This is a genomic window from Streptomyces sp. NBC_00989 (assembly GCF_045162655.1).
In the GTDB taxonomy this organism is placed as follows: Bacteria; Actinomycetota; Actinomycetes; order Streptomycetales; family Streptomycetaceae; genus Streptomyces.
Genome location: NZ_CP108728.1, coordinates 8,610,304 through 8,635,307, shown reverse-complemented (window position 1 = coordinate 8,635,307; position 25,004 = coordinate 8,610,304). Strand labels below are relative to the sequence as shown.

The 25,004-nt window shown below is 70.3% G+C and carries 28 protein-coding genes; 7 read left to right on the top strand and 21 right to left on the bottom strand.

Annotated elements, in window-relative coordinates:
- Nucleotides 1-63 precede the first annotated feature (63 nt).
- Together OG714_RS38740 and OG714_RS38735 are read right to left on the bottom strand one after the other, a co-directional pair.
- Complete coding sequence (locus OG714_RS38740) at nucleotides 64-1,647, bottom strand: TROVE domain-containing protein (protein WP_406128122.1); 1,584 nt, start codon at nucleotides 1,645-1,647, stop codon at nucleotides 64-66.
- Between the two features lie 365 nt (nucleotides 1,648-2,012).
- Nucleotides 2,013-3,467 carry an alkaline phosphatase PhoX gene (locus tag OG714_RS38735; protein WP_406128121.1) on the bottom strand — a complete coding sequence of 485 codons (1,455 nt, stop codon included), beginning with the start codon at nucleotides 3,465-3,467 and terminating at the stop codon, nucleotides 2,013-2,015.
- Between the two features lie 434 nt (nucleotides 3,468-3,901).
- Between OG714_RS38735 and OG714_RS38730 the strand changes: the two genes are divergently transcribed.
- Nucleotides 3,902-5,065: a hypothetical protein gene (locus OG714_RS38730; protein ID WP_406128119.1), complete on the top strand. Its 1,164-nt coding sequence runs from the start codon at nucleotides 3,902-3,904 to the stop codon at nucleotides 5,063-5,065.
- 57 nt (nucleotides 5,066-5,122) lie between these two features.
- Complete coding sequence (locus tag OG714_RS38725) at nucleotides 5,123-5,569, top strand: hypothetical protein (protein ID WP_406128118.1); 447 nt, start codon at nucleotides 5,123-5,125, stop codon at nucleotides 5,567-5,569.
- A 57-nt stretch (nucleotides 5,570-5,626) separates the two neighbouring features.
- On the opposite strand, the gene OG714_RS38720 is transcribed toward OG714_RS38725, so the two are convergent.
- Complete coding sequence (locus OG714_RS38720; RefSeq protein WP_406128117.1) at nucleotides 5,627-7,063, bottom strand: hypothetical protein; 1,437 nt, start codon at nucleotides 7,061-7,063, stop codon at nucleotides 5,627-5,629.
- 328 nt (nucleotides 7,064-7,391) lie between these two features.
- Here OG714_RS38720 and OG714_RS38715 point away from each other — a divergent pair, with 328 nt between their 5' ends.
- A complete protein-coding gene (locus OG714_RS38715; RefSeq protein ID WP_406132099.1) occupies nucleotides 7,392-9,215 on the top strand; it encodes an endonuclease/exonuclease/phosphatase family protein in 1,824 nt (607 codons plus the stop codon).
- A gap of 67 nt (nucleotides 9,216-9,282) precedes the next feature.
- Here OG714_RS38715 and OG714_RS38710 read toward each other — a convergent pair whose 3' ends face one another.
- The 5 genes from OG714_RS38710 to OG714_RS38690 form a co-directional block, all read right to left on the bottom strand.
- Nucleotides 9,283-10,008, bottom strand: coding sequence for an SRPBCC domain-containing protein (locus tag OG714_RS38710; protein ID WP_406128116.1), 726 nt, complete (start codon nucleotides 10,006-10,008; stop codon nucleotides 9,283-9,285).
- 23 nt (nucleotides 10,009-10,031) lie between these two features.
- Nucleotides 10,032-10,673, bottom strand: coding sequence for an ArsR/SmtB family transcription factor (locus OG714_RS38705; protein WP_406128115.1), 642 nt, complete (start codon nucleotides 10,671-10,673; stop codon nucleotides 10,032-10,034).
- Nucleotides 10,674-10,778: 105 nt separating this feature from the next.
- Nucleotides 10,779-11,501 carry an antibiotic biosynthesis monooxygenase gene (locus tag OG714_RS38700; RefSeq protein WP_406128114.1) on the bottom strand — a complete coding sequence of 241 codons (723 nt, stop codon included), beginning with the start codon at nucleotides 11,499-11,501 and terminating at the stop codon, nucleotides 10,779-10,781.
- 99 nt (nucleotides 11,502-11,600) lie between these two features.
- Entirely contained in the window at nucleotides 11,601-12,281 is a 681-nt protein-coding gene (locus tag OG714_RS38695) for a hypothetical protein (protein WP_406128113.1), read from the bottom strand.
- Complete coding sequence (locus OG714_RS38690; RefSeq protein WP_406128111.1) at nucleotides 12,278-12,415, bottom strand: hypothetical protein; 138 nt, start codon at nucleotides 12,413-12,415, stop codon at nucleotides 12,278-12,280. Before OG714_RS38690 ends, OG714_RS38695 begins: the two co-directional genes overlap by 4 nt.
- Nucleotides 12,416-12,589: 174 nt before the next feature.
- Between OG714_RS38690 and OG714_RS38685 the strand changes: the two genes are divergently transcribed.
- Nucleotides 12,590-13,168 (top strand): hypothetical protein, encoded by a 579-nt coding sequence (locus OG714_RS38685; RefSeq protein ID WP_406128110.1) that lies wholly within the window; start codon nucleotides 12,590-12,592, stop codon nucleotides 13,166-13,168.
- 23 nt (nucleotides 13,169-13,191) lie between these two features.
- Here OG714_RS38685 and OG714_RS38680 read toward each other — a convergent pair whose 3' ends face one another.
- Together OG714_RS38680 and lipB are read right to left on the bottom strand one after the other, a co-directional pair.
- The gene (locus tag OG714_RS38680; RefSeq protein WP_406128108.1) at nucleotides 13,192-13,797 is read right to left on the bottom strand and encodes a hypothetical protein; all 606 of its coding nucleotides are present in this window, start codon (nucleotides 13,795-13,797) and stop codon (nucleotides 13,192-13,194) included.
- A complete protein-coding gene (lipB, locus tag OG714_RS38675) occupies nucleotides 13,794-14,468 on the bottom strand; it encodes a lipoyl(octanoyl) transferase LipB (protein ID WP_406128107.1) in 675 nt (224 codons plus the stop codon). The genes OG714_RS38680 and lipB overlap by 4 nt, the downstream gene beginning before the upstream one ends.
- Before the next feature lie 75 nt (nucleotides 14,469-14,543).
- Between lipB and dapA the strand changes: the two genes are divergently transcribed.
- Complete coding sequence (gene dapA / locus OG714_RS38670; RefSeq protein WP_406128106.1) at nucleotides 14,544-15,449, top strand: 4-hydroxy-tetrahydrodipicolinate synthase; 906 nt, start codon at nucleotides 14,544-14,546, stop codon at nucleotides 15,447-15,449.
- A 15-nt stretch (nucleotides 15,450-15,464) separates the two neighbouring features.
- Here dapA and OG714_RS38665 read toward each other — a convergent pair whose 3' ends face one another.
- A complete protein-coding gene (locus tag OG714_RS38665) occupies nucleotides 15,465-16,700 on the bottom strand; it encodes a WD40 repeat domain-containing protein (RefSeq protein ID WP_406128105.1) in 1,236 nt (411 codons plus the stop codon).
- Complete coding sequence (locus OG714_RS38660; protein ID WP_406128104.1) at nucleotides 16,697-17,254, bottom strand: SigE family RNA polymerase sigma factor; 558 nt, start codon at nucleotides 17,252-17,254, stop codon at nucleotides 16,697-16,699. Before OG714_RS38660 ends, OG714_RS38665 begins: the two co-directional genes overlap by 4 nt.
- 137 nt (nucleotides 17,255-17,391) lie before the next feature.
- Between OG714_RS38660 and OG714_RS38655 the strand changes: the two genes are divergently transcribed.
- A complete protein-coding gene (locus tag OG714_RS38655) occupies nucleotides 17,392-17,901 on the top strand; it encodes a hypothetical protein (RefSeq protein ID WP_406128102.1) in 510 nt (169 codons plus the stop codon).
- Between the two features lie 52 nt (nucleotides 17,902-17,953).
- On the opposite strand, the gene dapD is transcribed toward OG714_RS38655, so the two are convergent.
- From dapD to OG714_RS38625, 6 genes are all read right to left on the bottom strand, one after another.
- Nucleotides 17,954-18,943 carry a 2,3,4,5-tetrahydropyridine-2,6-dicarboxylate N-succinyltransferase gene (gene dapD, locus OG714_RS38650; RefSeq protein WP_406128100.1) on the bottom strand — a complete coding sequence of 330 codons (990 nt, stop codon included), beginning with the start codon at nucleotides 18,941-18,943 and terminating at the stop codon, nucleotides 17,954-17,956.
- Between the two features lie 144 nt (nucleotides 18,944-19,087).
- The gene (locus tag OG714_RS38645) at nucleotides 19,088-20,083 is read right to left on the bottom strand and encodes a CU044_5270 family protein (RefSeq protein WP_406128098.1); all 996 of its coding nucleotides are present in this window, start codon (nucleotides 20,081-20,083) and stop codon (nucleotides 19,088-19,090) included.
- 2 nt (nucleotides 20,084-20,085) lie between these two features.
- The gene (locus OG714_RS38640) at nucleotides 20,086-20,691 is read right to left on the bottom strand and encodes an RNA polymerase sigma factor (RefSeq protein ID WP_406128097.1); all 606 of its coding nucleotides are present in this window, start codon (nucleotides 20,689-20,691) and stop codon (nucleotides 20,086-20,088) included.
- A gap of 196 nt (nucleotides 20,692-20,887) precedes the next feature.
- On the bottom strand, nucleotides 20,888-21,439 hold the full coding sequence (locus OG714_RS38635) for a TetR/AcrR family transcriptional regulator (protein ID WP_406128096.1): 552 nt from the start codon (nucleotides 21,437-21,439) through the stop codon (nucleotides 20,888-20,890).
- A gap of 22 nt (nucleotides 21,440-21,461) precedes the next feature.
- A complete protein-coding gene (locus OG714_RS38630) occupies nucleotides 21,462-21,782 on the bottom strand; it encodes a multidrug efflux SMR transporter (RefSeq protein WP_033283140.1) in 321 nt (106 codons plus the stop codon).
- Nucleotides 21,783-22,076: 294 nt separating this feature from the next.
- Complete coding sequence (locus tag OG714_RS38625) at nucleotides 22,077-22,610, bottom strand: hypothetical protein (RefSeq protein WP_406128094.1); 534 nt, start codon at nucleotides 22,608-22,610, stop codon at nucleotides 22,077-22,079.
- 265 nt (nucleotides 22,611-22,875) lie between these two features.
- Between OG714_RS38625 and OG714_RS38620 the strand changes: the two genes are divergently transcribed.
- Nucleotides 22,876-23,757 carry an AbfB domain-containing protein gene (locus OG714_RS38620; protein ID WP_406128092.1) on the top strand — a complete coding sequence of 294 codons (882 nt, stop codon included), beginning with the start codon at nucleotides 22,876-22,878 and terminating at the stop codon, nucleotides 23,755-23,757.
- On the opposite strand, the gene OG714_RS38615 is transcribed toward OG714_RS38620, so the two are convergent.
- Genes OG714_RS38615 through sufU form a run of 3 tightly spaced genes read right to left on the bottom strand, consistent with a single transcriptional unit; the run spans nucleotide 23,754 to nucleotide 24,996 of the window.
- Nucleotides 23,754-24,149 (bottom strand): VOC family protein, encoded by a 396-nt coding sequence (locus tag OG714_RS38615; protein WP_406128090.1) that lies wholly within the window; start codon nucleotides 24,147-24,149, stop codon nucleotides 23,754-23,756. The genes OG714_RS38620 and OG714_RS38615 overlap by 4 nt on opposite strands.
- A 38-nt stretch (nucleotides 24,150-24,187) precedes the next feature.
- Complete coding sequence (locus OG714_RS38610) at nucleotides 24,188-24,526, bottom strand: metal-sulfur cluster assembly factor (RefSeq protein WP_019060535.1); 339 nt, start codon at nucleotides 24,524-24,526, stop codon at nucleotides 24,188-24,190.
- A complete protein-coding gene (gene sufU, locus OG714_RS38605) occupies nucleotides 24,523-24,996 on the bottom strand; it encodes a Fe-S cluster assembly sulfur transfer protein SufU (protein ID WP_328684066.1) in 474 nt (157 codons plus the stop codon). Before sufU ends, OG714_RS38610 begins: the two co-directional genes overlap by 4 nt.
- Nucleotides 24,997-25,004 lie beyond the last annotated feature (8 nt).

Genomic DNA, 25,004 nt, shown 5'->3' with positions numbered 1-25,004 from the left:
ATCTTCCGTCGGACAAGGGTGTGGCCCGCACCCCCCGTAGAAGTGCGGGCCACGCCTCGCCTCTCAGACGGCCCAGGGCCAGTCCGCGTCCCGGGCCGCTTCCAGCAGCGGCACCATCCGGAAGGCCGCGTCCGAGAGGCCGCCGAAGGTGTGCCGGTCGGCCTTGCCGGACGGGCCGTGGCCTGCCCGGTACCCGGCGAGGTTCCAGGTGTAGACCGGCACGCCGACCGGTACCTGCTCGGCCGGGTCGCCGTGCCGGCTGTACGCGTACTGCTCGTCGGTGATGATCAGCACCCGGTCCTGGCCCCGGTAGTGCGAGCGGACCGCCGAGGTGGTGTCGGTGCCGCCCAGGTCGCCGAAGCGGTCCAGGATCTTGAGCACCGACTCGCCCGCGGCGAAGTCCAGGCGCCTGCTCGTGGTGCCGAACTCGACGAGGTCCGCGTCCGCCGCCCGCAGCGCGAGCGCCGTGCCGAAGATCGCCGCCGCGTCGGCCCGGTTGAGCTCCGAGCGGTCGGACAGCCGCGAGAAGAACATCGAACCCGAGCGGTCCACGAGCACCAGCGTGCGGCCCGGCAGCGCGGGCACGTTGGCCAGCGAGTGGCCGAGCGCCCGCTCCAGCGGGTACGACCAGCGCAGCGAGGGCGCGTGCTGGTACGCGGCGAGGTACCGGAAGGGGAACTGCCGCGAGCGCGCGACCTCCGCCGGATCGCTGATCTTCGCCGCCACCTGCTCGGCGACCTCGTCCGAGACCCCGGCCTCGTCGAAGTTCCGGAGATTGCGGACGAGCGCCATCGAACCCATGGAGGGGATGACGGCCTCCCAGGCCGCCTTGTCCATCGGGCCCTGGAGCCAGCCGGCCAGCGCCTCCCACGTCATCCCGGCCGCCGCGAGCCGCTCGGCACCGTCGGCCGCCGTCACGACCGCGCGCCGCTGTGCGACCGGCAGCGCCATCAACTCGCGGTGCGCGGTGAGGACTTGGTTCGACGCGGGCGGTACGGCGGTGTCCGGGTGGTGCCGGCGGTCCAGCGCGTACTGGAACAGCTCGCCCTGCCACGCCTTGTCCGGGTCCGGCGCCGCGTGCACCAGGTTGAGGATGTCGCCGAAGCGGTAGCCCTTGGACGCGGTGTCGTACTTCAGCAGCGACGTGCCGCCGTAGAGACGTCGTACGGCGTCGGCGACACCGCGCTTGACGGGCTTCGGGATGGCGCGGCCGTAGCGCGCGGTCCAGTACGCGAGCAGCTCGCCGGGCTCGTCCGGGCGCCGGAGTACGGAGTCGACGACCCGCCGGTTCGAGGGGCCGTCGGTGGCGCCGGCGTCGAGGCGGGCCTTCACGTACTCGGCGGCGCCCACGATGGAGGCCGTCCGGAGGTTGCCCTCGCCGCGCAGCCAGCCGAGGAGGCCGGCCGTCCAGGCCGGGTCGGTGACGGCGAGCTCGCGCACGAGGGTCGCGAAGCGGTCGTCGCGGTCGGCGCCGGACTCGTAGAAGGTCTGCTGGGAGACGAAGTTGGCGATCGCGAGCAGAAAGAGCTCGGAGCGTGCGTCCCGCTCACGGCCACGGCCGCCCTCGTAGGTGCGGAGTACCCGACCGGTGGAGGTGACACGGGAAACGGGCTGCGCGCGGGCGGTCTTCCTGTTGAATCGCGACATGCTGAATTCCCCCGAATTCATTGCTGTTTCGGAGGGAGAGCGCGGCAATGGTGGGCGCCCGAGATCGGAGTCGGCGACGGGACCTATAAACCAGCGCGTCTTCCGTTCCGCCACATCAACCTGGGTCGATGACGGGATTTGAACCCGCACCCGTATCGCTACGGACTGGATCCCTGAAGTATCCGCTGCCTGCGCACCGGGCACCCACCATGAGCTGCGCCTCCCGAGATCAAGAACGGCTGCGGTGTCTTTTTCGGTTGCAACGAAGTAACCGCCGCCTGCGCACCGGGAGGTGCGTGCTGTTGTGATCTCAGAGTAGGAGGCACAGCTCTGGAGGGGCCAACCAATTAAATGCGTACGGGAGTTCAGCCGCGCTTCTGCCGCTTCCACGGCCCCGTGATCGCGAGCATGATCCCCGGACTCTGGATGTTCGCGTACAGGGTCTTGCCGTCGGGCGAGAACGTCACGCCCGTGAACTCGCTGTATTCCGGCTTCTCTTCGGTGCCGATGTTGAGTTCGTTGCGGGCGATCGGGTACGTGCGGCCGCTGTCGGTCGCGCCGAACAGGTGCTGGATGCCTTCACCGTCCTCGGCGATGACGAGGCCGCCGTAGGGAGAGACGGTGATGTTGTCGGGGCCGTCGAACGCGCCGTCCACGGACGGGTCGGGGTTGACGCCGATCAGGACCTTGAGGGTGAGGGTGCGGCGCTTGGGGTCGTAGAACCAGACGGCGCCGTCGTGCTGGACGGGGCTCTCCGTGCGGGCGAACGAGGAGACGATGTACGCGCCGCCGTCGCCCCACCACATGCCCTCCAGCTTGCGGGCGCGGGTGATCTCGCCGGTGGCGAACTGCTTGCGCACGGAGGTCGTCTTCGCGTCGCGGTCGGGGACGTCGACCCAGTCGACGCCGTACACCGTGCCGATCTTCGTCGCGCGGGAGAGGTCGTCGACGAACTTGCCGCCGGAGTCGAAGCACTTGAAGGCCTGGAGGACGCCCGCGTCGTCGGCGAGGGTGCGGAGTTTGCCGCGGCCGTGGTGGAAGTGCTCGGGCGGGGTCCAGCGGTAGAGGAGGCCGTTCGGCCCGGAGGCGTCCTCCGTCAGGTAGAGGTGGCCGCGCTTGGGGTCGACGACGACGGCCTCGTGGGCGTAGCGGCCAAGTGCCTTGATGGGCTTGGGGTTTCGGTTGGCGCGACGGTCCACCGGGTCGACCTCGAAGACGTAACCGTGGTCCTTGGTGAAGCCGTTGGTGCCGGCCTTGTCCTCGGTCTCCTCGCAGGTGAGCCAGGTGTCCCAAGGGGTGTTGCCGCCCGCGCAGTTGGTGACGGTGCCGGCGATGCCGACCCACTCGGCGACGTGGTCGCGGCGGACCTCGACGACCGTGCAGCCGCCGGCCCCGGCGGGGTCGTAGACGAGGCCCTCGGTGAGCGGGACGGGGTGGGGCCACTGGGCGCGGGGGCCGGCGAGTTCGTGGTTGTTGACGAGGAGGGTGGCGCCGCGCGGGCCGTCGAAGGTGGACGTGCCGTCGTGGTTGGAGGGGGTGAACTCGCCCGACTCCAGCTTGGTTTTCCCGCAGTAGGTGATGACGCGGTACTTGAAGCCGGCGGGCAGTGCGAGGAGGCCGTCCGGGTCGGCGATCAGCGGTCCGTAGCCGACGCCGACGTGCCCGCCGTGTCCGTGGCCGTATTCGGCCGCCGACTCCTCGGTGTCGGTGGCCGCGAGGGCGTTCGGCGCGGTGGCGAGGGCGCCGACGCTGCCCGCCAGCGCGACCCCGGCACCGGTCATCGCGGACTTTGCGGTGAAATCCCTGCGGGTGAGCGACATGGTGTCTCCTGTGACGGTGGGTGTGCCGTGGAGGGTGGCGGACCTCGGTCGGCGCAACGCTCCCGTCCATGTCTGAACGGGAGTTGAACACCGAGCGACATCACCAGTCTCTCTTCCATGAATCCGTATGTACTCCCCCACGAAACCCAAAAGTCCTCCGCTCCGGAAGAATTGACCGGGCGGCGCTTCGAAAGCAAGGTCAAAGGGCGTGTAGCGGACGGAAAGTATGGATCGGGACGAAATTCGTGATTCATTTCAGATTGCCTTGACTCTGCCTGCCCCCGGGCCATAGACCTGAAGAGCACACCGCGGAGGCCCGGTTCACGAATCCGGCCCGTGTGAGCGGGAAGTGCCCCTTGAACGGCCCTTTCGAGAAGGCGCGATCGCAGCAGCCATAAGGGACCAAGAGCCGTAACCCGATGAGGTGGTCTGGCGTGAGCCAGCCCGAGATGATGCGAGGACCGACCGGTGGCCAGCTGAGTGACAGCTCCCGCCGGCAAGCGAATTCAGACTTCCTGCGGCCGCAGACGCCGCTCGCCAACGTCGTCGGCTTCGGCCATGGCGTGAAGTGGATCGACGGACAGGCCACGGGCGAAGCTGCCGTGCTGGTGTTCGTGACCCAGAAGGTGCCGGAGTCCCAGCTCCCCGAGCGGGATGTCATCCCGCGGACGATGGACGACGGCACCCCCACCGACGTCGTCGCGGTCGGCCATGTCGCCGCCCAGCGTCAGCAGCAGCAACGCAGGACCCCGGGCCGCTCCGAGGACCGCGGTACCTCCTACCGGAGCGACGGCAGCACGGCCGAGCAACTCGCCGGCCTCGCGCAGCCGTTGCTGGAAGAGCTCGGCGGGCTCGGACAGTTCGAACCGCAGCAGCTCAAGCGCCGTATGCGCCCGGCCCGTTCAGGCGTCTCGATCGGCAACGTACGGGTGACCGCGGGCACGTTGGGCAGCGTGGTGTACGACTTCCTGCCGGGCGCCTCCGTGGACCCGCCGGGTCCCGGCCTCGGCACACCGGCGAGGTTCTACGTCCTCTCCAACAACCACGTGCTGGCCGACTGCAACCGCGCCCAGCAGGGCAGCCCGATCCTGCAGCCCGGCGCGTACGACGGCGGCACGGACCCGGACGACCGCCTCGCGATCCTGGACCGGTTCATCCCGATCCAGTTCGCTCCGCAGATCCCGGTGGAGCGGCACAACAACGTGGTGGACTGCGCGCTCGGCGCCGTGGACTTCCAGGACGCCACCCGTGAGCAGCACTTCAGCGGTGCGCCGCGCGCCTGGCGGCGCAAGGCCAACGTCTCGGTCGGCGACCTGGTGAAGAAGACCGGCCGTACGACGAACATCAGCTTCGGCCGGATCATCGCGACCGACGTCACGATCGACGTCGGCTACGGCACGGCGGGCACGGCCCGGTTCATGGACCAGGTGCTGACGACGTGCATCTCGGCGGGTGGCGACTCCGGTTCGCTGGTGACCTCCCTCGACGACGTCGCGACCGGTCTGCTCTTCGCGGGCTCCTCGGTCGTCACCGTGGCCAACCACATCGAGAACGTCCGCGCACTGCTGCGGGTGGAGATCGCCGAGCAGCTGGCCTGACGGTCACTCAGTATCCGTAACGGTCGCTCAACACCCGTACCGGAAGAGGGAATCAGCATGACCACGCAGGCCAAGCGGCAGAAGGGCCACACCGGCTCCGAGCACCGCTTCCACAATCCCCAGGGCGCGGAAGTCAAGACGCGTGACGAGGCGTTCGCCTCCGAGCAGGACATGTCCGCCGAGGCGGTCTCCGCATCCGCTCAACTGGAGCTGCACAACGGGTCGATGACCTTCGCCATCGAGGTGCGGTACAACCCCAACACCTACCCGCACGTCGTGACCGGCGGTCAGATCACCTCCGGCATCAGCGGCGCCCCCTGGGACATCACGGGCGGCTTCATGGGCGAGACGATCCGCCTCGACGCGAAGCGCACCGGCCAGGGCGCCCATGCCCACGCGATGACCCTCGTCGGCGAGTTCCAGAACCCGCCGGCCTACCGGGGCACGTACGGCTTCGACGGGGACACCTCGTCGTTCAAGCACACGACGAGCTACCACTGCTGAGGCGGTGAGCTGGAGGGGTGTGGGGAGGCCGGCCTCCCCACACCCCTCCAGCATGTCTCAACTTCCTTGCTGGGAACGCGCCTTGAACGCCGCCTTCCGCGCTTCCTTCGCGATCCGCTTGTCCGGGTGCAGGCGGCCCATCGCCTCCAGGACGTCCGCGGTCGCCGGATGGTCGACCCGCCAGGCCGCCGCGAAGAACCCGTTGTGCTGCTGGGCCAGGCCCTCCACCAGGGCTTGCAGCTCCTCGGAGTTGCCCTCGGCGGCGAGTTGCGCGGCGACCGTGTCGACGGTCAGCCAGAAGACCAGGTCCTCGGAGGGCGCGGGGACGTCGCTCGCGCCGTGCTCGCTCAGCCAGACGCGGGCGAGGCCGCCCAGCTCGGGGTCGTCGAGCACCTCGCGCAGCGCGGGCTCGGCCTCGCCGCCGACGAGGGAGAGCGCCTGCTGGCACAGCAGCCGTCGTAGCGGCGCACCGGTGTCGGCGCCGCGGGCCGCGGCGAGCAAGTCCCGTGCCGCTGCGAGGGGTTCACGGCGGGCCAGCCACTGCTCGGTCTCGGCCCGCGCGGCCCCCTGCGGGAACGTCGACGTCCCGTCGAGCAGCGCGTCCGCGCCCTTGTCCGCGAGATCTCCTACGGCGGGGGCGGCGAAGCCGGCTTCGAGGAGGCGGGCGCGCAGGCCGTAGAGGCCGAGGGGGGTGAGGCGGACCATGCCGTAGCGGGTGACGTCGGTCTCGTCGACGGGCGCGGCGGGTCCGTCCGTCAGTTCGTCGAGGTCGGCCATGAGGGCCTCGTCGACGGGCTGGTACTCGACGATGCCGACCGGTTCGAGAAGCCGGAACTGGTCGTCGAGGCGCATCATCGCGTCGGAGACCTGTTCCAGGACGTCGTTGGTGGGCTCGCCCATGTCGCTGGGCACGATCATGGAGGCGGCCAGCGCGGGCAGCGGGACGGGACCGTCGCCGGGGCCGTCCTCGTTGACGGTGAGCAGATAGAGGTTGCCGAGGACGCCGTCGAGGAACTCGGCCTCCGCCTCGGGGTCCCAGTCGAGTGACGCGAAATCGACCTCGCCGCCCTCGTCCACGGCGTCGACAAGACCGTCCAGATCGGGCACGCTCGCGTCCGCGAGGAGGGTGTCGAGGGCGCCGAGCCACACCGCGAGCACATCGCCGGGCGAGCCGGAGGTGAGCTGTGCCAGCTCCTCGCCGGCCGCCACGGTGCCCTCCTCCTCGTCGACGATCTCGACGAGCCCGGTGTCCACGGCGACCCGCCAGGCCTCGCTCGCGTCGGCCGCGGCGTCGTCGCCGGTGAGCCCGAGGGCCTCGGCCGCGGCGGGCAGTTGCTCGTCGACAAGGCCGCCACCGGCGTCGATCCGGGTGTCGGGTCCCGCCCAGCGGGCGAGCAGTACCGCGCGGGCGAGCAGGGGTGTGGACAGCGCGTCGCGCGCCAGCTCCGCTTCGGAGTGCAGCCGCACCGGCGGCAGGGGGGAGCTGTCTGACATCGGTGGGTTCTCCTAGGGCGCCTCGAAGGCCGTACGACGGCCGTACACGACACACGACTCAGCCGCTCAGCCTAGACGGATTTCGACCCATGCCGCCCGGTTCACGTTCCGGCCACGAGGAGTACATGGCCGAAACCTTGACAACTGCGTGACTCCGCAATGAGATTGACGCGCGTAGAAATGTCATGGACACCCGATCCGGGTATGTTCTACGCGCGTCGCCACCGCCCCACCGGTTCGCGGCTCCCACCGCCGTATCACCTGTCTTACCTGTTCCCGTTCCATCACCCTCGTCCCGGCACTCATGCATGTCCCCGGAGGGATCCCGTTGCCGAGCAAGTCCTCCGCGCGTCTCGCCGCGCTGACCGTCGCCGCCGCCTGTTCCGTGGCGTCCACGATCGTCCTCACCTCGCCCGCGCACGCCGACAGCGTGCGCATCCACGACATCCAGGGCACGACCCGGGTGTCCCCGTACGCCGGCCAGAAGGTCGCGGACGTACCGGGCATCGTCACGGGCGTCCGTACGTACGGCTCGTCGAAGGGGTTCTGGTTCCAGGACGCGACCCCGGACGACAACCCGGCCACCAGTGAGGGCGTCTTCGTCTTCACCAGCTCCACGCCGAAGGTCGCCGTCGGCGACTCGGTCACCGTCTCCGGCACGGTCTCCGAGTACGTACCGGGCGGTGCCGCCACGGGCAACCAGTCGCTGACCGAGATCACCAAGCCGACGGTCACCGTCGTCTCCAGCGGCAACGCCGTACCGGCCGCCACGGTGATCAGCGACCGGTCCGTGCCGAGCAGGTACACGCAGGCGGGAGACACCGCCGCGAGCAATTCGATCAACGCGCTCGCGCTCCAGCCCAAGAAGTACGCCCTGGACTACTACGAGTCCCTTGAGGGCATGAACGTCCAGGTCTCCGACGCACGCGTGGTCACCGCGACCGACCCGTACGCGGAGCTGTGGGTCACGGTGAAGCCGCACGAGAACGCCACCAAGCGCGGCGGCACGATCTACGGCTCCTACGACGCGCAGAACGGCGGGCGCCTCCAGATCCAGTCCCTGGGCGCGACGGCGGACTTCCCGGTCGTCAACGTCGGCGACAAGCTCACCGGCACCACCGCCGGCCCGCTGGACTTCAACCAGTACGGCGGCTACACCCTCGTCGCGAACGAGATCGGCACCGTGAAGAGCGGCGGCCTCAAGCGCGAGACGACGAAGAAGCAGTCGAAGAACCAGCTCGCGGTGGCGACGTACAACGTCGAGAACCTCGACCCCTCGGACGGCACCTTCGCCGCGCACGCCGCCGCGATCGTGAACAACCTCCAGTCCCCCGACATCGTGTCCCTGGAGGAGATCCAGGACAACAACGGTGCCACGGACGACGGCACGGTCGACGCGAGCGTCACGGTGAACAAGCTGATCGACGCGATCGTCGCGGCGGGCGGCCCGAAGTACGACTGGCGCTCGATCAACCCGGTCAACGACCAGGACGGCGGCGAGCCCGGCGGCAACATCCGCCAGGTGTTCCTGTTCAACCCGCAGCGGGTCTCCTTCACCGACCGCGCGGGCGGCGACTCCACGACTGCCGTGGGCGTCACCAAGGTGCACGGCAAGGCCCAACTGACCGCGTCCCCGGGCCGGATCGACCCGGCCAACGCGGCCTGGAGCGCGAGCCGCAAGCCGCTCGCGGGCGAGTTCGTCTTCAAGGGCAGGACGGTCTTCGTGATCGCCAACCACCTGATCTCCAAAGGCGGCGACCAGCCCCTGACCGCGCAGTACCAGCCGGTCACCCGCAGCTCGGAGACCCAGCGCCACGCGCAGGCGACGGCGGTCAACGCCTTCGTCAAGGAGATCCTCGCCGCGCAGAAGGACGCGGACGTCATCACGCTCGGCGACATGAACGACTTCGAGTTCTCCGACACCGCGAAGATCCTCGAGGGCAAGGGCGAGCTGTACTCGGCGATCAAGTCCCTGCCGAAGAACGAGCGTTACACGTACGACTACCAGGGCAACCAGCAGGTCCTGGACCAGATCCTGATCAGCCCGTCGATCCGCAAGGACTGCTTCGAGTACGACAGCGTCCACGTCAACTCGGAGTTCAACGACCAGATCAGCGACCACGACCCGCAGGTGCTGCGCTTCCAGCCGTAGCACCTGCGGGGAGCCACGGGGGGCTCACGGGGGGTGGTTGGACGGGGTCTCGCCGACTTGCACCAGGTCAGGCGAAGGCCCCGTCCAGCCAGTTCCGCCAGGCGAGTTCGTTCGTCTTGGCGTCGGCGTCCGGGGCGAAGTCGTGGACGCTGATGCCGACCGGGGCGCCCCAGTGGTTGCGCCCGAAGAAGCGGATCAGCGCGCTGTCGGTGCGCAGTCCGATGAAGTACGGGTCGCGGAAGTCGACCACGGCGTCCAGGAGTTGGCCCTCGGGCCCGCGCGCCCGGACCCGTGCTCCCTCGGCGGTGTCGTCCGCGAGGCCGAGCGCCCGGCCGACAACTCCGAAGGCGTCGGCGGCGGTTGAGGCATCGGGGCCGTCGAGCGTGGCGAACGCGACCGGGCGGCCCGCGAAGTGGGTGACGTACTCCCGCAGGGTGTGCAGATAGAACGCGTTGTGCTTGCGCGCGCCGTCGTACTGGTTGTCCCAGTCGTCGGTGAAGATCCCGCTGTGCACGTACCGCACCCAGGCGCGACGGCCGTCGTCGCGGGGCTCGATGGTCTCGTCGATCTGGTTGAGGCTCTGGGTGGGGAAGCCGACGTCCTCGCTGAGGGCGGTGAGCCGGTGCGGCGGGTCGAAGTTCGTGAGCGTGGACCCGAAGGGCCCGACCCGCTTCTCCCCGTCGAACTCCATCGGCCACAGCCAGCCGCCCGTACCGGACGTGATGGCGTCCCACACCTCCCCCGGCGTGGCGTCGACCTCAAACTCGTAGACGATCTCGAATTCCTTGGACATGACTGGCTCCTGGCTCCTGAGTCCTACTGGTCCAACTCCGGGGTGGACGGGTCCGGTTCGGGGACGGGCCGGGCTTGCGGCCGTTCCTTGACCGTGGGGTGGACGGCCACGATGATCCGGTGGTCGCGTCCCTCCTGCGCGTCACCCGCGTCGTACTTGCGGATGAGGGCGCTCACCCCGGCGGTCAGTTCCTGGATGAACGCGGCCCGGTCGGCGGCGGACGCGAAGCGCACCTCGCCGTCCAGCGCGTACGTCGCCAGCCGCTGGTGGGCCTTGGTCGCGCCGGTGATCAGCGAACCGACGTCCCGCACCAGCCGGGCGCCGAGCGCCAGCAGCCAGCGCGCGGACAGCTGGTCGCGGAACCGGTCCGGGTCCGGCTGCACGGCGGCGAGCGCGAGCGGCGAGATGACATACGACGCGGCGGTCGCCCGCATCACCCGCTCGGTGACATTGCCCTTGCGCCGCTCGTCGGCCAGCTCGACCAGGCCGTGCCGCTCCAGCGCCTTGAGGTGGTAGTTCACCTTCTGCCGGGGCAGTCCGACCTTGCCGGCCAGCATGGTGGCGGACGCGGGTCCGGCCGCCAGCTCGGCGAGCAGCCGGGCCCTTATGGGGTCCAGCGAGACGGCGGCGGCCTCGGGGTCCTCGATCACGGTGACGTCCAGCATGCGTCCACCGTCTCACCGAACACTTTTTTTGTCCAGGCGGGTGAGATTGTCGGCGGGGGCCTTCCGCCGACCGGTCGGGTTCCGCGACCGGCCGGGTTCCGCCGGTCAGTCGGGGACGAGGCCGAGGGCGTGGTCGTAACGGCTGACCGTGCTGCTCTTCAGTCCCGGCCAGGTCTGGACGCGTTCCCAGAGTGCGGTGGCGGAGCCGATGCCGTCGCCGGGGGCGGCGAGGGCGTCCAGGTGGGACTGGGCGCTGTCCCACTCGGCGTAGTTGAGGACGCGGGTGCCGTCGGTGGAGAGGTGGAAGTGGGCGGAGATGCCGCCGGGGTGCGGCGCGGGTTCGTTCTCCAGGGCCTCGAACACGGCGTCCACCCAGGCGCGTTGACGGTCGGGGTCGGGGCCCTCGAACTCGATGTCGACGATCACGACGCATCCGGGGACGCGCCTGGGGATGCGTCCCTCCCGGTCCGTCGGGGCGGCTCCGCCGCGGTAGTGCCGGTAGCGGCCGAGGCCGAGGCGCTCGATGCCCGGTACGGCGGTGTCGATCTCGTCGACGCGTTCCTGGCGGCGGGTCTTGACGAAGGCCTCGTACGCCGGCTCACCCGTCCACTGCGAGTAGTGCAGCAGGGTGGAGGCGTCGTGGCCGGTGTAGACGTGGTAGCCGAGGAGGCCATCGGCGGGCCAGGGGCGACGCTCCCAGGCTCCGGCGATCGCCTCGACGGACTGCCGTTGGCGCAGCGGTGTCCCTACGCGCCAGGTGCCGAAGAAGGGGGCGCCGACGCGGGGGTCGGAGAGGTCGGGGTGGGAGTCGGTTCGGCGGGTGGTCATGAGGGCCTCCGGTGCTCGGCACGGGTGTGTGTACCGAGCAGCCTTCAACCTCGACCAAGCTTGAGGTCAAGGCCCGCCCTGTTTCCGCGCCTCGCCTCCTTATTTCTGCGCCTCTCCTCCCTCCAGACGCGCCAACCGGCTCTGGAACCAGTCGAGCCGCGCCTGCAACAGGGCTGCCTCCGCGACGAGTTCGGGCACGCCCAGCCCTTCGGGCAGACCGGGGTCGACGGTCGCCGTCTCCCCCTCACTCCCCGCCACCACCCGCAGCCCGTCCCCGGCCAGCCGGGCGAACGCGGCGAGCGAGACGGACGTACGGCCGCGCACGCAGACCGCGCACGCGGCGGCCAGGGCGCGCCAACCGGGCCTGCCCCAGCCGGCGTCGGCGAGGGCGACGGCCCGCGCGCCGCAGGTGCAGGGGCCGACGGTGGCGGTGCGGACGCGCTGGCGGGCGTAGCGGAAGCCGAGTTCGAAGCGGATGTAGGTGCCGAGCACGGTGATGTCGAGGAGGACCGCCGCGCGGTGCTCGGCGGTGCACAACAGGGCTTCCGCCGCTGCCCGTTCGTGCACACAGTGGAAGCCGCAGTCGCAGCGTCGCGCGGGCGAACGGTGGCGGCGGCCGTAGACGCAGGACGCGTCGGCCACGACTCCGTACGGCAGCGCGCCGCCCAGCGACACACCGGTGAACCCGGCCCGGGTGCCGTCCTGGGACAGCACCGGGTGGGCGATCTTGAATCCGGTCGGCGGCTCCGTCGGGCGTTCCTCGGGGAGCCGCAGCCTCATCGGGCGGCCGGTACCTCTTCGGGCGCCTTCTCCTCCGTGAACTCCGCGATCCTCTCGGGGAGTTCGAGCTCTTCCTCGTGGATCCGCGGCCGCTCTTCGGCGACTCCGGTGGCCAGTGCCTTGCCGAGCTTCATGACGCCTCCCGTGACCAGGGGTGGATCAACTTCCCACGCCGGTGACCTTCCTGGCCATGGTGACCCATGAAAGGGCCGATTGGACATAGGGCCTTGGTCGCCGCCCGTTCGCTCCGGTCGGCTCAGCCGATAAACGCTGGATCGCGTACCGTCCCGTAGCGGAGGATTCTCGGTGTGACAGAGACGGAACCCACCGAGGAAGAGACGCCGGACGGGCTGCTGGGCTGGTGCCTGGTGGCCAACGTGGCGCGGGAAACCGTGCGCGGCGAGAGTGGTCTCGACATCCAGCGCGGCACGAAGCACTTCCCGGTGGGCGCCCTGCTGTGGATCCCACCCGTGCGCTGGGACCCTGGCTCGGGTCGCTGGCATGCGGTGGGCCGGCACCGGGGCAACGGCCGCCGGTACGTCAACATGGTCGTGCGCGCGGACGACCTGGAGAACTTCCGGGTCAAGGGTGTCTACAGCGAAGCTCTGGTGCGCAGCCTCAACAGCTACGCCCACGACCCGGCCGCCCCTCGCATCCTCCAGAACCCGTGGACCCGCGAGCGGGCCCAGAGCTGGGCGGACGGCCGGAACCACCCCCGGCACAGCATCGTTGTCGACGGCCGGCGTCACCTGCGGATCACCGTTCCCAACCCTCCACCGGCAGAACTCCAGGTCGGCGGCGAGATCCTGCACCTCGCCCGGTACGGCACCAGCGGCCCCCACTACAGTCGCATGCCCCCTCCCGTGGAATGGGTCCCTGAGGCCTGAGACGTGACGTGCGAGCGGGCGTCCTAATAGGGCTCGCTCCGGAAGTACACGCTGCGCCGGCGGCGAGGACGGTCCCCGCGTTCGTGGGCGGCGTCGGAGCGGTCGGCAGGGGCCGTGCGCCCGGCCAGGTCGCGCAGGGTCTTCAGGCCGGCCAGGATCTCGGCGCGGTGTTCGGCGGTCTTCGTCCAGGCCGGCAGCCGCGCGAACATCGCCAGGGTCGGCGACAGCCTGCCCCGCTCGCGCAACCGCGCGCCCACGTACGCCGAGAGGGCATCGACGTGTTCCTCGTTGTACGCCCACAGGATGTGCCCCGCGCAACGGGTCTGGAGCCAGAGCGGTCGCCGGAAGAACGGGTCCTCGGTGCCGCCCGGTTCGGCACCGACCAGGGCGTTGTCCCGCATGTCGGCTTCCCGGTCGGCGACGGCCCCGCAGCCGGCGCACGCCAACCGGCGTGGCTGGTACAGCAGTTCCATGGCGTACCGGGGCACGGGCAGACCGGGGCGCGGGACCACGAGCGCGCGGCCTCCGCAGCGGGAGCAGACGACGAGCACACGGTCGGTGAAACGGGCCAGTGGGACTCCGTCGTCGTAGTGGCGTGCGGGATCCTCCCTGTCGCCGCGCCTCGTCACGCCGCCCCCAACGCCTTCGCCACCGCGTCCCTGACGTCTGCCTCCGAGGGAGCGGATCGGCCCTGCCGCGCGGCCAGTTGAGCGAGGGAGGTCATCGTCACCCCGGGCAGGCCGCAGGCCGTGAACGCGGCGAACTCCGCGAGGTCCGAGGTGATGTTGAGGGCGAAGCCGTGGCTGGTGACACCGCCCCGGATGCGCATGCCGATCGAGGCGAGCTTCGCGCCGGACGGTGTCCAGACGCCGGCCAACGACTGGGCGCCGGGCGGGGTGTCCCGTCGTAGCGTCTCGAAACCGAGGGTGGTGCAGGCGTCGATCAGGGCGTTCTCGACCTGGCGCACGATGTCGCCGGGGCCGCGCTCGCGGAGGTTGAGGACCAGGTAGCCGATCAGCTGGCCGGGGCCGTGGTACGTGGCCTGGCCGCCGCGGTCGACCGGGACCAGGGGGATCGGGGAGCCGGTGGGGAGTTCGGCGGGCGGGGTGCGGGTGCCGTAGGTGATGACGGGCGGGTGGGTGAGCAGGGCGAGGCGGTCGGGGATCTCGCCGGCGCGGCGCCGCCCGACCCAGCCGGTCATCCGCTCGACGGCCTCCTCGTACGGCACCTCACCGAGGTCGATCCGCTCGATGCCTCCCGTGTCCCCCATGCCCTCGCCGGCCATCCCCGCGTCACCCATTCCGCAGCATCCCTTATCAATACCCGGTAGAAGAATTAAGTGGTGCTTCACTATCGCTCTGCCGAGACTACTCCCATGACGATCGCAGCCGGCTCCGCCCCGCCCCCTTTCGGCCGCGCCCTGTGCGCGATGATCACCCCCTTCACCGAGGCCGGGGAACTCGACCTCCCCGGTGCCCAACTCCTCGCCGAGCGGCTGGTGTCGGAGGGCTGTGACGGGCTCGTGCTGTCCGGGACGACCGGTGAGTCGCCGACCACGACGGACGCGGAGAAGTCGGCGCTCGTCACGGCCGTCCGCGAGGCCGTCGGCGACCGGGTCCCGCTCGTCTCGGGCGTCGGCACCTTCGACACCCGGCACACCGTGGAACTCGCCCTACAGGCCGAAAAGGCGGGCGCCGACGCGGTGTTGGTGGTCTCGCCGTACTACAGCAGGCCCCCGCAGGACGCCCTGGAGGCACACTTCCGCGAGGTCGCCGACGCCTCGGGACTGCCCCTCGTGCTCTACGACATCCCGGGCCGCACCGGCACCCGTATCGAGCCGGAGACCATGATCCGGCTCGCCGAGCACCCCGGGATCGTCGCGGTCAAGGACTGTTCGTACGACTTCCTGGGCGTCCAGAAGGTGCTGGACCGCACGGAGTTGGCGTACTACACGGGCTGCGACGAGCACATCCTCGCGCTGTACGCGGTGGGCGGGGTGGGCTATGTCAGTACGGTCGCGAACGTCGTACCGGCCCAACTCCGGGCGATCCTCGACGCGTTCGAGGCGGGCGACACCCCCGTGTCCGCCCGCCTCCAACAACGCGCCACACCACTCATCGAGTTGATGATGTCGGCAGGCCTGCCCGGCACGGTGACGGTCAAGGCACTGCTCAACTCGCTGGGCCTGCCCGGAGGTTCGGTCCGGGCTCCGCTGCGGCCCGCCGACCGGGATGCGATCGACGGGCTGCTGGCGGCGTACGAGGAGTTCGTGGCCGGCTGATCGGCACGCGGCCGGTCAGCGTTCCGCGAACACGGGCTCCCATCGTCCGGAGCTGTTGTCAGGGTCGGTGCCGCTGTCCTTGCGGAAGCCGCTCAGCGGTACCTCCTTGTCGCTGCCGATGGTGACCAGCACCAGCCGCTGGTGGTACTCGCTCTCCTTCGCCCCCTTCCCGATGTCCCACGCGACGAGGGACTTGTCGTCGGCCCAGGCGAGCAGTTGCTGCCCGTGGATCTCGGTCTTCTTGCCGGTCGTGGCGTCGACGACATAGGACGAGGTGCGCCACTTCTCGCCCGCGAAGTCACCGGCGACGAGCTTGCCGCTGGGCGAGTTCCACGCGTCGACGTACCAGACCAGGTACTTCGCGTTCTCCGGTACGGGCTTGGCGGCGCCCGTGAGGTCCCAGAACTGCTTGCCGATGTTGCCCATGGGGTTCCCTGCCCAGATGTACTTGCCGTCCCGGGTGAGGGCGAAGTCCTGGCGGGAGTTGATGAAGCCGGCGCCCATGGGGTCGTTCGCGTCGCCACCGAGCTTGACCTCGCTCCAGGATCCGTTGCCGGAGCCCACGTCGAAGACGTAGAAGCCGGTGCGGCTCGACGGCTCCTTCCCGCTCCAGCCGTTGGAGCCCTTCGGCTTGACCATCTGGTCGGGGTTCTCGCCGTAGGTCGTCGCGACGAGCTGCCGTCCGTCGTGCGAGAACGCGAGCCCCGCGACCCCGTGGTCGACCTGGATCCACCGCGCGACCTTGCCGGTGGTCAGGTCGAGCAGGCCGATCCGGGAGGCGGGCAGGGTCTTCTCCAGGACGGCGGCGGTCTTCATGCCGGGGGCGACGGCGACGACGGACCACCGGGGGGCCTTCACGTACTTGCCGGTCTTCCGGTCGAGCAGCCAGTAGGCGCGCTCGGAGACGGCCTCCGTGGCCGACCGCTTGACGGTGGTCGGAACGTAGTAGGCGGCAAGTGCCGTGCTCCCGGCCGCGATCAGGTCGCGCGGCGGCGACTGGCTCGGGTGGGCGCTGACCCTCTCCGGCTCCACGACACCCGACGGACGGACGTCGTGCTTCCCCGAGTCGAGCAGCGGCACGGCCACCGCGATGGCGACCACGGCGGCCGTGGCGGCGGCGACGCTCGCGAGCCTGCGGTTGCGGCGGCGCCGGCGGACGGCCAGTACCCAGTCGGCGAACCCCGGTCCCGCCGGGGGCTGTTCGGCGGCCTGCTCGCGCAGCGCGTCGCGGAGGAGTTCCTCGACGTTCACGGACGCACCTCCACGGGTGAGTAGTCGCGGGACGGCTGAAGCTCGACGTCGGCGAGGCCCAGAGCGGCCAACTCCGGCGCGAGGACGCGCAGTCGGGCCAGGGAGCGGTGGGTGGTGGACCGTACGGTGCCCACGGAGCAGCCGAGGAGGCGGGCCACGTCGGCCTCGGGCAGGTCCTCGAAGTAGCGCAGCACGAGCACGGTGCGCTGACGTGCGGTGAGCCGGGCCAGCGCCTGGCGCATGACCAGGCGCAGTTCGGCCGCGGCCGCCGCGTCGGCACCCGCGCCCGCCTCGGGCGGTTCGGCCACACTGACCTCGCGCCTGCGCCACTTCAGTCGCCAGCGGCTGACCTGCTGGCGATAGAGGATCCGCCGTACATAGGCCTCGGGTTCGTCGATCCGCTGCCACCGCCCGGCCGCCTTGGCCAGGGCGTTCTGCAACAGGTCCTCACCGGCGTGCAGGTCTCCCCCGCAGAGCAGCACGGCCGTCTTCAGCAGGGCCGACGACCTGTTGTCCACGAAGTCCCGGAAACCCTCCAGCCCTTCGGCACTCATCGTCACCTTCTCTTCCCCCGGCGGAGCCCGTGCCCCGCCTCTGTGTTGGTTGTGACGCTCGCGGGGGTGCCTGGCTATGCCTGCCGACGCGAGAAATTTCCGCCCGCTTCACACGACCACTCCCCTACGGTGGCCGCATGAGCCGCCGCCCCCTGCTGTTCCTCGACGTCGACGGCCCCCTCAACCCGTACGCCGCGCGGCCGGAACGACGCCCCGAGGGCTGCACGACGATCCGGGTCCCCGTGCACGACCGGCCCCGCCCCCTACGGATCTGGCTGAACCCCGCGCACGGCCCGGCGCTCCTCGGCCTCGGCTACGACCTGTGCTGGGCGACCACGTGGATGGACACCGCGAACGAGTGGATCGCCCCGGTCGTCGGCCTGCCCGAGTTGCCGTACGTCGACTTCGGCGACCGTCTGTTCGCCGAGCGGCCCGACGGGGTGCACTGGAAGACGGAGGCGATCGTGGCGTACGCCGAGGGCCGCCCGTTCGCCTGGGTGGACGACGAACAGGGCGCGCCGGACGGCGTGTTCGTGACCGCCCGCCATCCCGGCCCGGCGCTGCTGCACCACGTGAATCCCCGACTCGGGCTGCGCGAGGGGGACTTCGTGGCGCTGGCGGAGTTCGCGGCGGCGCTACGAACATGAGCGAGCGCCCTCCCGGCGAACGGAAAGGCGCTCGACTCACCTACACGAACCGCTAGTTGTGGCTGTGCAGGATCTCGTTCAGGCCGCCCCAGACCGCGTTGTTCGGGCGGGCCTCGACCTTGCCGGTGACCGAGTTGCGGCGGAAGAGGATGTTGGAGGCGCCGGAGAGTTCGCGGGCCTTGACGATCTGGCCGTCGGGCATCGTGACGCGGGTGCCGGCGGTGACGTAGAGGCCGGCCTCTACGACGCACTCGTCGCCGAGCGCGATGCCGACGCCCGCCTCGGCGCCGATCAGGCAGCGCTCGCCGATGGTGATGCGGACGTTGCCGCCGCCGGACAGCGTGCCCATCGTGGACGCGCCGCCGCCGATGTCCGAGCCGTCGCCGACCACGACACCGGCGGAGATCCGGCCCTCGACCATCGACGTGCCGAGCGTGCCGGCGTTGAAGTTGACGAAGCCCTCGTGCATGACCGTCGTGCCCTCGGCGAGGTGCGCGCCGAGGCGGACCCGGTCGGCGTCGGCGATGCGGACGCCCTTCGGGGCGACGTAGTCCGTCATGCGCGGGAACTTGTCGATGGACGTCACCTGGAGGTGCAGACCCTCGGCGCGCGCGTTCAGCCGCACCTTCTCGACGTCGTCCACGGCGACCGGGCCGAGCGAGGTCCAGGCGACGTTGGCGAGGAAGCCGAACATGCCGTCCAGGCTCTGGCCGTGCGGCTTGACCAGGCGGTGCGAGAGGAGGTGCAGGCGCAGGTACACGTCGTGCGCGTCGAGCGGCTTGTCGTCGAGGGAGGCGACGACCGTACGGACCGCGATCACCTCGACGCCCCGGCGGGCGTCCGGGCCGATCGCCTTCGCCGCACCGTCACCGAGCAGCTCCACGGCACGCTCGGCGGACAGCCGCTCCGTACCGGCGGGCCCGGGTTCGGCGGACAGTTCGGGCGCGGGGAACCAGGTGTCGAGAACGGTCCCGTCGGCGGCGAGGGTGGCGAGCCCGGCGGCAACGGCGCCGGTGGTGCGGGGTGCGGTCGTGTCGGTCATGAGGGAAACCTAACCTGGCGGGGGCGGCCGGGACCAACTCGTCCACGGGGCGTCTCAGAGAACGACACATCCGCGCGCCCCCGGCCGTACGACGGGCGGCCCGCACCCCCTCGCAGTGCGGGCCGCCCGTGCTCGGGTACCGGGTCAGCCGCGTTCGCCGGCCTTGTCCACCACGGCCCGCGCGGCGATCGAGTTGCCGCCGACGACCTTGCCGTCCTGGACCATCCGCATGCCGACGATCCGGTAGGTCTGCGGGTCGAGCAGCCACTGGTCCGCCATGGACTCACCGGACTTGGGGTTGTCCTCCCTGGCGTAGCCCAGGGCGATCACCCGGCGCCCCGTGGCGTCCTTCACCAGGTGGTCGGCGACCGTCCCGCCGGGCAGGGTCGCGAGGGCGCGGTAGAGCGAGGCGAGCCCCTTGGACGGCATCACGTCGGCGGTCAGCAGGACACTGATCTCCGTGTAGTCCGACTCGGCCTGGGTCGCCCCCTTGCCGTCGGCGATGGCGTTCTTCTCCCGGAGGAACGTAAGGGTCTGCCGCGCGCCGGCGGGCAGCGCGTCCAGCACCCGGTACAGCTCGCGCGGCGAGCGGTCGTCGCCCTCACCGCCGTTCTCCAGATGCATCTTGGTGATGGAGAGCTTGGACTTCTGCCCCTTGGGGACAGGATTCTGGGAGGCCATCGCGCTGCCGTCGTACCGGATCCAGCCCGGTTGCTCGTTCGCCGCCTTTCCCAGCACCCTCACGAGCCCCGGATCGGGCGACTCCGACATCTGCAGGGTGTAGATCCACTGATCGGCCTTCGGTACGGCGGCGTCCGGCTCCTTCTCGACCGACTCGGCTGCCCGCTCCAGGAGTTGGGCCGCACGCAGCCCCTTCAGGCTCACGTTCGGCGTGGCGGCGGGCTCCACCTTCCGGCTGCCGGGGGTGGTCCCGTCCAGCAGCACGGTGACGGTGACGGCCACGGCGGTGACCGCGGCCACGACCGCGACGATCACGAACTCCCGCCGCCGCCACAGCCCTTGGCGCCGTTCCTTGGTCCGTGCCGCCTCGGTCAGCCGCGTACGCCCCGCCGCGAGCCGCCCATGGCCGGGGGCCGGCGCCTCGGCGCGCAGCTCGCGCACCCGTGTCATCTCGTCCATCGCTACGCCACCTCCGCCGCGTCGTTCACGAATGCGGGATCGGCGCCCAGTGCCGAACGCACCTTGCGCCGTGCCCTGTTGAGCCGGGAGCGGACGGTGCCGACCGGGATGTCCAGCGCCTCGGCGACCTCCTGGTAGGTGAGGTCGGCCCAGGCGACGAGCAGCAGCACGTTCCGGTCGCCCGCCGACAACGCGGCGAGGGCACCGGCGAGCGGGCCCTGCGCGGCGATCCGGCTGTCGGTGTCCTCGACCCAGGAGTCGCCCCAGGACGCGGCGACGGGGTCACGCCCGGTGCGGGCCAGCGCCTTGAGCGCCCGTACCTCGGTACGGCGCTGCTTGCCGATGAGGTTGCCCGCGATGCCGTACAGCCAGGGGCGCGCGTTGGCACGCGTCAGGTCGTAGCGCGACCGGACGCGGAACGCCGCGAGGAAGGTGTCGGCGGTGATGTCGTCGGCCGCGCCGTCCCCCAACCGCCGTGCCGCGTACCGGTGGATGTCCGACGCGTACCGGTCGTAGAGCAGGGCGAACAACTCCGGCTGCTCCAACGACCGGGCGACGACCTCCGCGTCGTCCCCGCCCGGCGCCGCCGCCGGCGGTGGTCCACTCACAGGGCTCCCCCGATTCATCAGTGCCGACGGTCCACCAGTGCCGAATGCCGTCGCGTCGCCCCCTGTTACCCGGTGGGGGCCGGAGAGTTCACGGTGAGACCGGAGTAGTGCACGGTGGGGGCCGGAGAGTTGACGGTGAGGACCGGAGAGTTCGCAAGGGGGCCGGAGAGTCCACAGGGAGGTGCGGGAAAATGCCTCAGTCCTCCGCGGGCCGCGGAATCACCCGCCCCAACACCTCCCGCGCATACGCCTCGTCATACACCGCGTCCGTCAACAGCACCTGCAGACAGATCCCGTCGATCAGCGCGACAAGCGCCCGCGCGGTCACCGGGTCGGTACGCCGGGCCAGTTGGTCGGCGAGGTCGCGGGCCCACTCGTCGGCGACGGGACGCAGGGCGGGGCGGCGCAGGGCGGCCAGGTACAGCTCGTACTCCAGCTCTACGCCCGTGCGGTCGCCCGCGAGCCACTCCCCCATCCAGCCGGCCAGCTCCTCGGCCAGGTCGGTGCGCGGATCCTCCAGGCCACCCCGCGAGGCGATCACCTTGGCGAAGGCCTCGTTGGCCTGGCGCAGGGCGGCGACCATCAGTTCGTCGAGGGTCGTGAAGTGGTACGTCGTCGAGCCGAGCGGAACATCGGCCTCGGCTGCGACGGAACGGTGACTCAGGCCGGCGATGCCCTTTTCCCCGACCACCCGGATCGCCGCGTCGATGATCCGCTGCCGCCGCTCGGGGTCGTAACGCCGGGCCATCAGTGTGTGCCTCCCTTGGCCATCAGTGCGCGCCGCCCAGGTTGAGGACCACGACCCCGACGATGATCAGCGCGATGCCGGTGGCCTTCGCGAGGGTCATCCCCTCACCGAGGAACACCGTCCCGATCCCCACGATGGCGGCGGTGCCTAGGCCCGCCCAGATCGCGTAGGCCGTACCCACCGACATGGACTTCAGCGTCTGCGCGAGCAGCGCGAAGGAGAGCACGTATCCGAGGACCGTGAGGACCGACGGCCACAGCCGGCTGAAGCCGTGGCTGAACTTCATGGCGGTGGTGCCGCCCACCTCCGCGGCGATCGCCGTGAGGAGCATCAGGAATCCCATGTGTACGAGTGTACATAACAGTGCTGACACAGGGGACCCACAGAGACGACCCGCGCCCGCACGGATGCGGATCAGGTCCTGAACTCCGGCGCGGGGAGCGGGGCGGGCGCTTGACGTGGGGCACACGGAGGAGGGCCAACGCCCCTCAGGGAGCGTGGGGTTCGCCCGGATCCCGGAGGGCGATGCCGCTCGGACTCCTGGGCCGAGGGCCCGACTTGCTCGCGAAGTACCACACGGGTGCGCAGGGTTGGCCGTGCGGCGGGCCTGCACTCGCCGCCGTCATCCTCATCCGAGTCATCCGACGAGCAGCTCAGCCGCCCGGCGACAGTGCTCGGACTGCGCCTCGGCCAGCTTCCACAGAGCGGGCAGACCGCCCTCTCGGAGCCGCTCCTCCGCCGCTTGCTGGCAGGCCGACTCGAAGTCGACGAACCGGGTGAAGGAGCCGGCGCGGACCTCCGACGGCCAGGTGGCCGCCGCCGCCAAGGCCGCGTCCAACCCCCGCATGGCACCAAGCTGCCGCTGCTTCGGCCGGGTCAGCACGAGCGCGACGAACACCAATTGCGTCCACTTCCCGAAGAAGGCCCCGCCCGGCAACTCGGCGGGATATCTGGCGTCCAGGTTCCAGTTCGCACCGAACGCCCTGCCCAACACGCTGTCATCGCGACCCTGACCGTCGAGGGAGGCCACGATGCCGTCCACCCCCGCCGCGACCAGGCCGTAGCGATCGGAAAGCCCGGCCCGGTCCGCCAACACGCGCGCGGCCCCGCCCAGTCGAACGGCCGCAGCACAGCACAACGCTTCCCCGGCCGCGCCGACCACCTCGTCCACGATCCCTCCGCATCCCCTCTGTTCTGCCCCACCCGTCGACGAGCCGGCAGCGAAAGCGCACCGGGTATGAGGCGTGAAGTCCCATACGTCGCACGAGAACCAGCACGACAACCAGCACGTCACGCGCCACCGTCCCGGAATCTCGTAGAAACCGCTCACTGAAACGGCTGCTCGGAGGCCTCTCACTCCACTACTGTTTCACCGTTCACACACCTGGCTCTCACGGTCACGGCCGTCGCCATGGTCGCCGCTGGAGGAACAGCGCATGCCAGACAGTTCACCCTCACCTTCCCCCAACTCCCCCTGGGAGAACGGCTGGAACCCTGACAGCTCCCGGGCCCCCGGAACCCGCCGGCTCTATCTGGCCGGGGTGCTCGCCGTCACCACGATCGTCGTGTGCGTCACGGCAATCGTCGTGACGGACCAGCAATCTGACGACACGTCACGTACGAAGAAGGCGGACTCGACGACCCCGGCCGGCGCGGACGGTCCCGGCCTGCTCTCGTTCGCGTCCCCGTCGAACCAGGGCACGCCCACGCCGGACGGGCACAAGCCGACCTCGACGAAGACGCCGAGCAGCGCCACGTCGCCCGCCGCCGCGGAACACGGTTCGTCGAAGCCCTCGGCGAAGACACCGTCCCCCTCCAAGTCGACGTCGTCCCAAGGGAGTTCATCGGGCTCGCACGGATCGTCGGGCTCTTCGGGTTCGTCGGGCTCGTCGTCCTCCACCGCCTGGAAGTCGGTCCGCTCGGTCAACTACCCGGACCGCTACTGGCAGGTGAGCGGCGACTTCGTCAAGCTCAACCCGGCCAACTCCACCGCGGCCCGCCGCGCCTCCACCTTCAAGGTGGTCAAGGGCCTTGCGAACAGCTCCTGTTACTCCTTCACGACGGCCAACGGCACCTACCTCCGCCACCGCGACTTCATCCTCCGCGCGGAACGCAACGACGGCTCCCCCCTCTTCAAACAGGACGCCACCTTCTGCCCCCGCCCGTCGTCCTTCTCCGGCGCGGTGATGCTGGAGTCGGTCAACTACCCGGGCCGCTTCCTCCGCCACCAGAACTTCCAACTCAAGCTGGACCGCTACCAGAACAGCAGCCAGTACCGGTCCGACTCGGCGTTCCGGCTGGTGACCGGGCTCGACTAGGGGCCCAATGGGGCGGACGCGTCGCGGAAGGCGATCAGCGAGGCCTTGGGCCGCAGGACACAGAACTCGTTGCCCTCCGGGTCGGCGAGCACCACCCAGCCCACGGCCTCGCCCTGCCCGACATCGACCCGCCTCGCACCCAGCGCCAGGATCCGCTCGACCTCGGTCTCCTGGTCGTCCGGCGCGAGGTCGAAGTGCAGCCGGTTCTTCACGGTCTTCGGATCGCTCACCGGCATGAAACAGATGCCGGTCCCCGCGAACTCGTCGGGTCCGATGACCACTTCGCGCGCCTTCTCGGACAACACCCGCCAGTCCAGCACCCCGCACCAGAAACGGGCGAGCCCTGGAAGGTCGTAGGTGTCGATGACGATGTGATGCAAAGAAACGGCCATACCCCAAAGGTATGGCCGTTCCCGGTGAGTCAGCAGGCTCAGACGTTGAACCCCAACGCCCGAAGCTGATCCCGCCCGTCGTCCGTGATCTTGTCCGGGCCCCACGGCGGCATCCACACCCAGTTGATGCGGAGTTCGTTGACGAGGCCGTCCGTCGCGGACTTGGCCTGGTCCTCGATGACGTCCGTCAGCGGACAGGCCGCCGAGGTCAGGGTCATGTCGATGGTGGCGATGTTGGCGTCGTCGATGTGCACGCCGTAGATCAGACCGAGGTTGACCACGTCGATGCCCAGTTCGGGGTCGACGACGTCGAGGAGGGCCTCGCGGACCTCCTCCTCGGAGGCGGGCTTGATCTCCATGGTCTCGGTGTCGCTCATGCCGTCTTCCTTTCCGCGTCGGAGTCGGCTCCGCCCAGGGCCTGGGCCGTCGCGTCCTTCCACGCCATCCAGCTGAGGAGGGCGCACTTCACCCGTGCCGGGTACTTGGAGACACCGGCGAACGCGATCGCGTCCTCCAGCACCTCCTCCATCGCGTCGTCGGGCTCGGTGCGGCCCTTGGACTGCATCAGCTCCAGGAAGGTCTCCTGGATCTTCTGCGCCTCGGACAGCTCCTTGCCGACGAGGAGGTCGTTCAGTACGGAGGCCGATGCCTGGCTGATGGAGCAGCCCTGGCCCTCGTAGGAGATGTCCGTGATCTGCTCGCCGTCGTACTTCACGCGCAGCGTGATCTCGTCGCCGCACGTCGGGTTGACGTGGTGCACCTCGGCGTCGCCATCCCGCAAGCCCCGGCCGTGCGGGTGCTTGTAGTGGTCCAGGATGACTTCCTGGTACATCGAATCCAGCTTCACGGTCTCAG

Bases quoted from the DNA above. Each gene is read 5' to 3' on its own strand.
- OG714_RS38740 (WP_406128122.1), bottom strand. From the start codon at position 1,647: ATGTCGCGATTCAACAGGAAGACCGCCCGCGCGCAGCCCGTTTCCCGT.
- OG714_RS38735 (WP_406128121.1), bottom strand. From the start codon at position 3,467: ATGTCGCTCACCCGCAGGGATTTCACCGCAAAGTCCGCGATGACCGGT.
- OG714_RS38725 (WP_406128118.1), top strand. From the start codon at position 5,123: ATGACCACGCAGGCCAAGCGGCAGAAGGGCCACACCGGCTCCGAGCAC.
- OG714_RS38720 (WP_406128117.1), bottom strand. From the start codon at position 7,063: ATGTCAGACAGCTCCCCCCTGCCGCCGGTGCGGCTGCACTCCGAAGCG.
- OG714_RS38710 (WP_406128116.1), bottom strand. From the start codon at position 10,008: ATGTCCAAGGAATTCGAGATCGTCTACGAGTTTGAGGTCGACGCCACG.
- OG714_RS38705 (WP_406128115.1), bottom strand. From the start codon at position 10,673: ATGCTGGACGTCACCGTGATCGAGGACCCCGAGGCCGCCGCCGTCTCG.
- OG714_RS38700 (WP_406128114.1), bottom strand. From the start codon at position 11,501: ATGACCACCCGCCGAACCGACTCCCACCCCGACCTCTCCGACCCCCGC.
- OG714_RS38695 (WP_406128113.1), bottom strand. From the start codon at position 12,281: ATGAGGCTGCGGCTCCCCGAGGAACGCCCGACGGAGCCGCCGACCGGA.
- OG714_RS38690 (WP_406128111.1), bottom strand. From the start codon at position 12,415: ATGAAGCTCGGCAAGGCACTGGCCACCGGAGTCGCCGAAGAGCGGCCG.
- lipB (WP_406128107.1), bottom strand. From the start codon at position 14,468: ATGGGTGACGCGGGGATGGCCGGCGAGGGCATGGGGGACACGGGAGGC.
- dapA (WP_406128106.1), top strand. From the start codon at position 14,544: ATGACGATCGCAGCCGGCTCCGCCCCGCCCCCTTTCGGCCGCGCCCTG.
- OG714_RS38660 (WP_406128104.1), bottom strand. From the start codon at position 17,254: ATGAGTGCCGAAGGGCTGGAGGGTTTCCGGGACTTCGTGGACAACAGG.
- OG714_RS38655 (WP_406128102.1), top strand. From the start codon at position 17,392: ATGAGCCGCCGCCCCCTGCTGTTCCTCGACGTCGACGGCCCCCTCAAC.
- dapD (WP_406128100.1), bottom strand. From the start codon at position 18,943: ATGACCGACACGACCGCACCCCGCACCACCGGCGCCGTTGCCGCCGGG.
- OG714_RS38645 (WP_406128098.1), bottom strand. From the start codon at position 20,083: ATGGACGAGATGACACGGGTGCGCGAGCTGCGCGCCGAGGCGCCGGCC.
- OG714_RS38635 (WP_406128096.1), bottom strand. From the start codon at position 21,439: ATGGCCCGGCGTTACGACCCCGAGCGGCGGCAGCGGATCATCGACGCG.
- OG714_RS38630 (WP_033283140.1), bottom strand. From the start codon at position 21,782: ATGGGATTCCTGATGCTCCTCACGGCGATCGCCGCGGAGGTGGGCGGC.
- OG714_RS38620 (WP_406128092.1), top strand. From the start codon at position 22,876: ATGCCAGACAGTTCACCCTCACCTTCCCCCAACTCCCCCTGGGAGAAC.
- OG714_RS38615 (WP_406128090.1), bottom strand. From the start codon at position 24,149: ATGGCCGTTTCTTTGCATCACATCGTCATCGACACCTACGACCTTCCA.
- OG714_RS38610 (WP_019060535.1), bottom strand. From the start codon at position 24,526: ATGAGCGACACCGAGACCATGGAGATCAAGCCCGCCTCCGAGGAGGAG.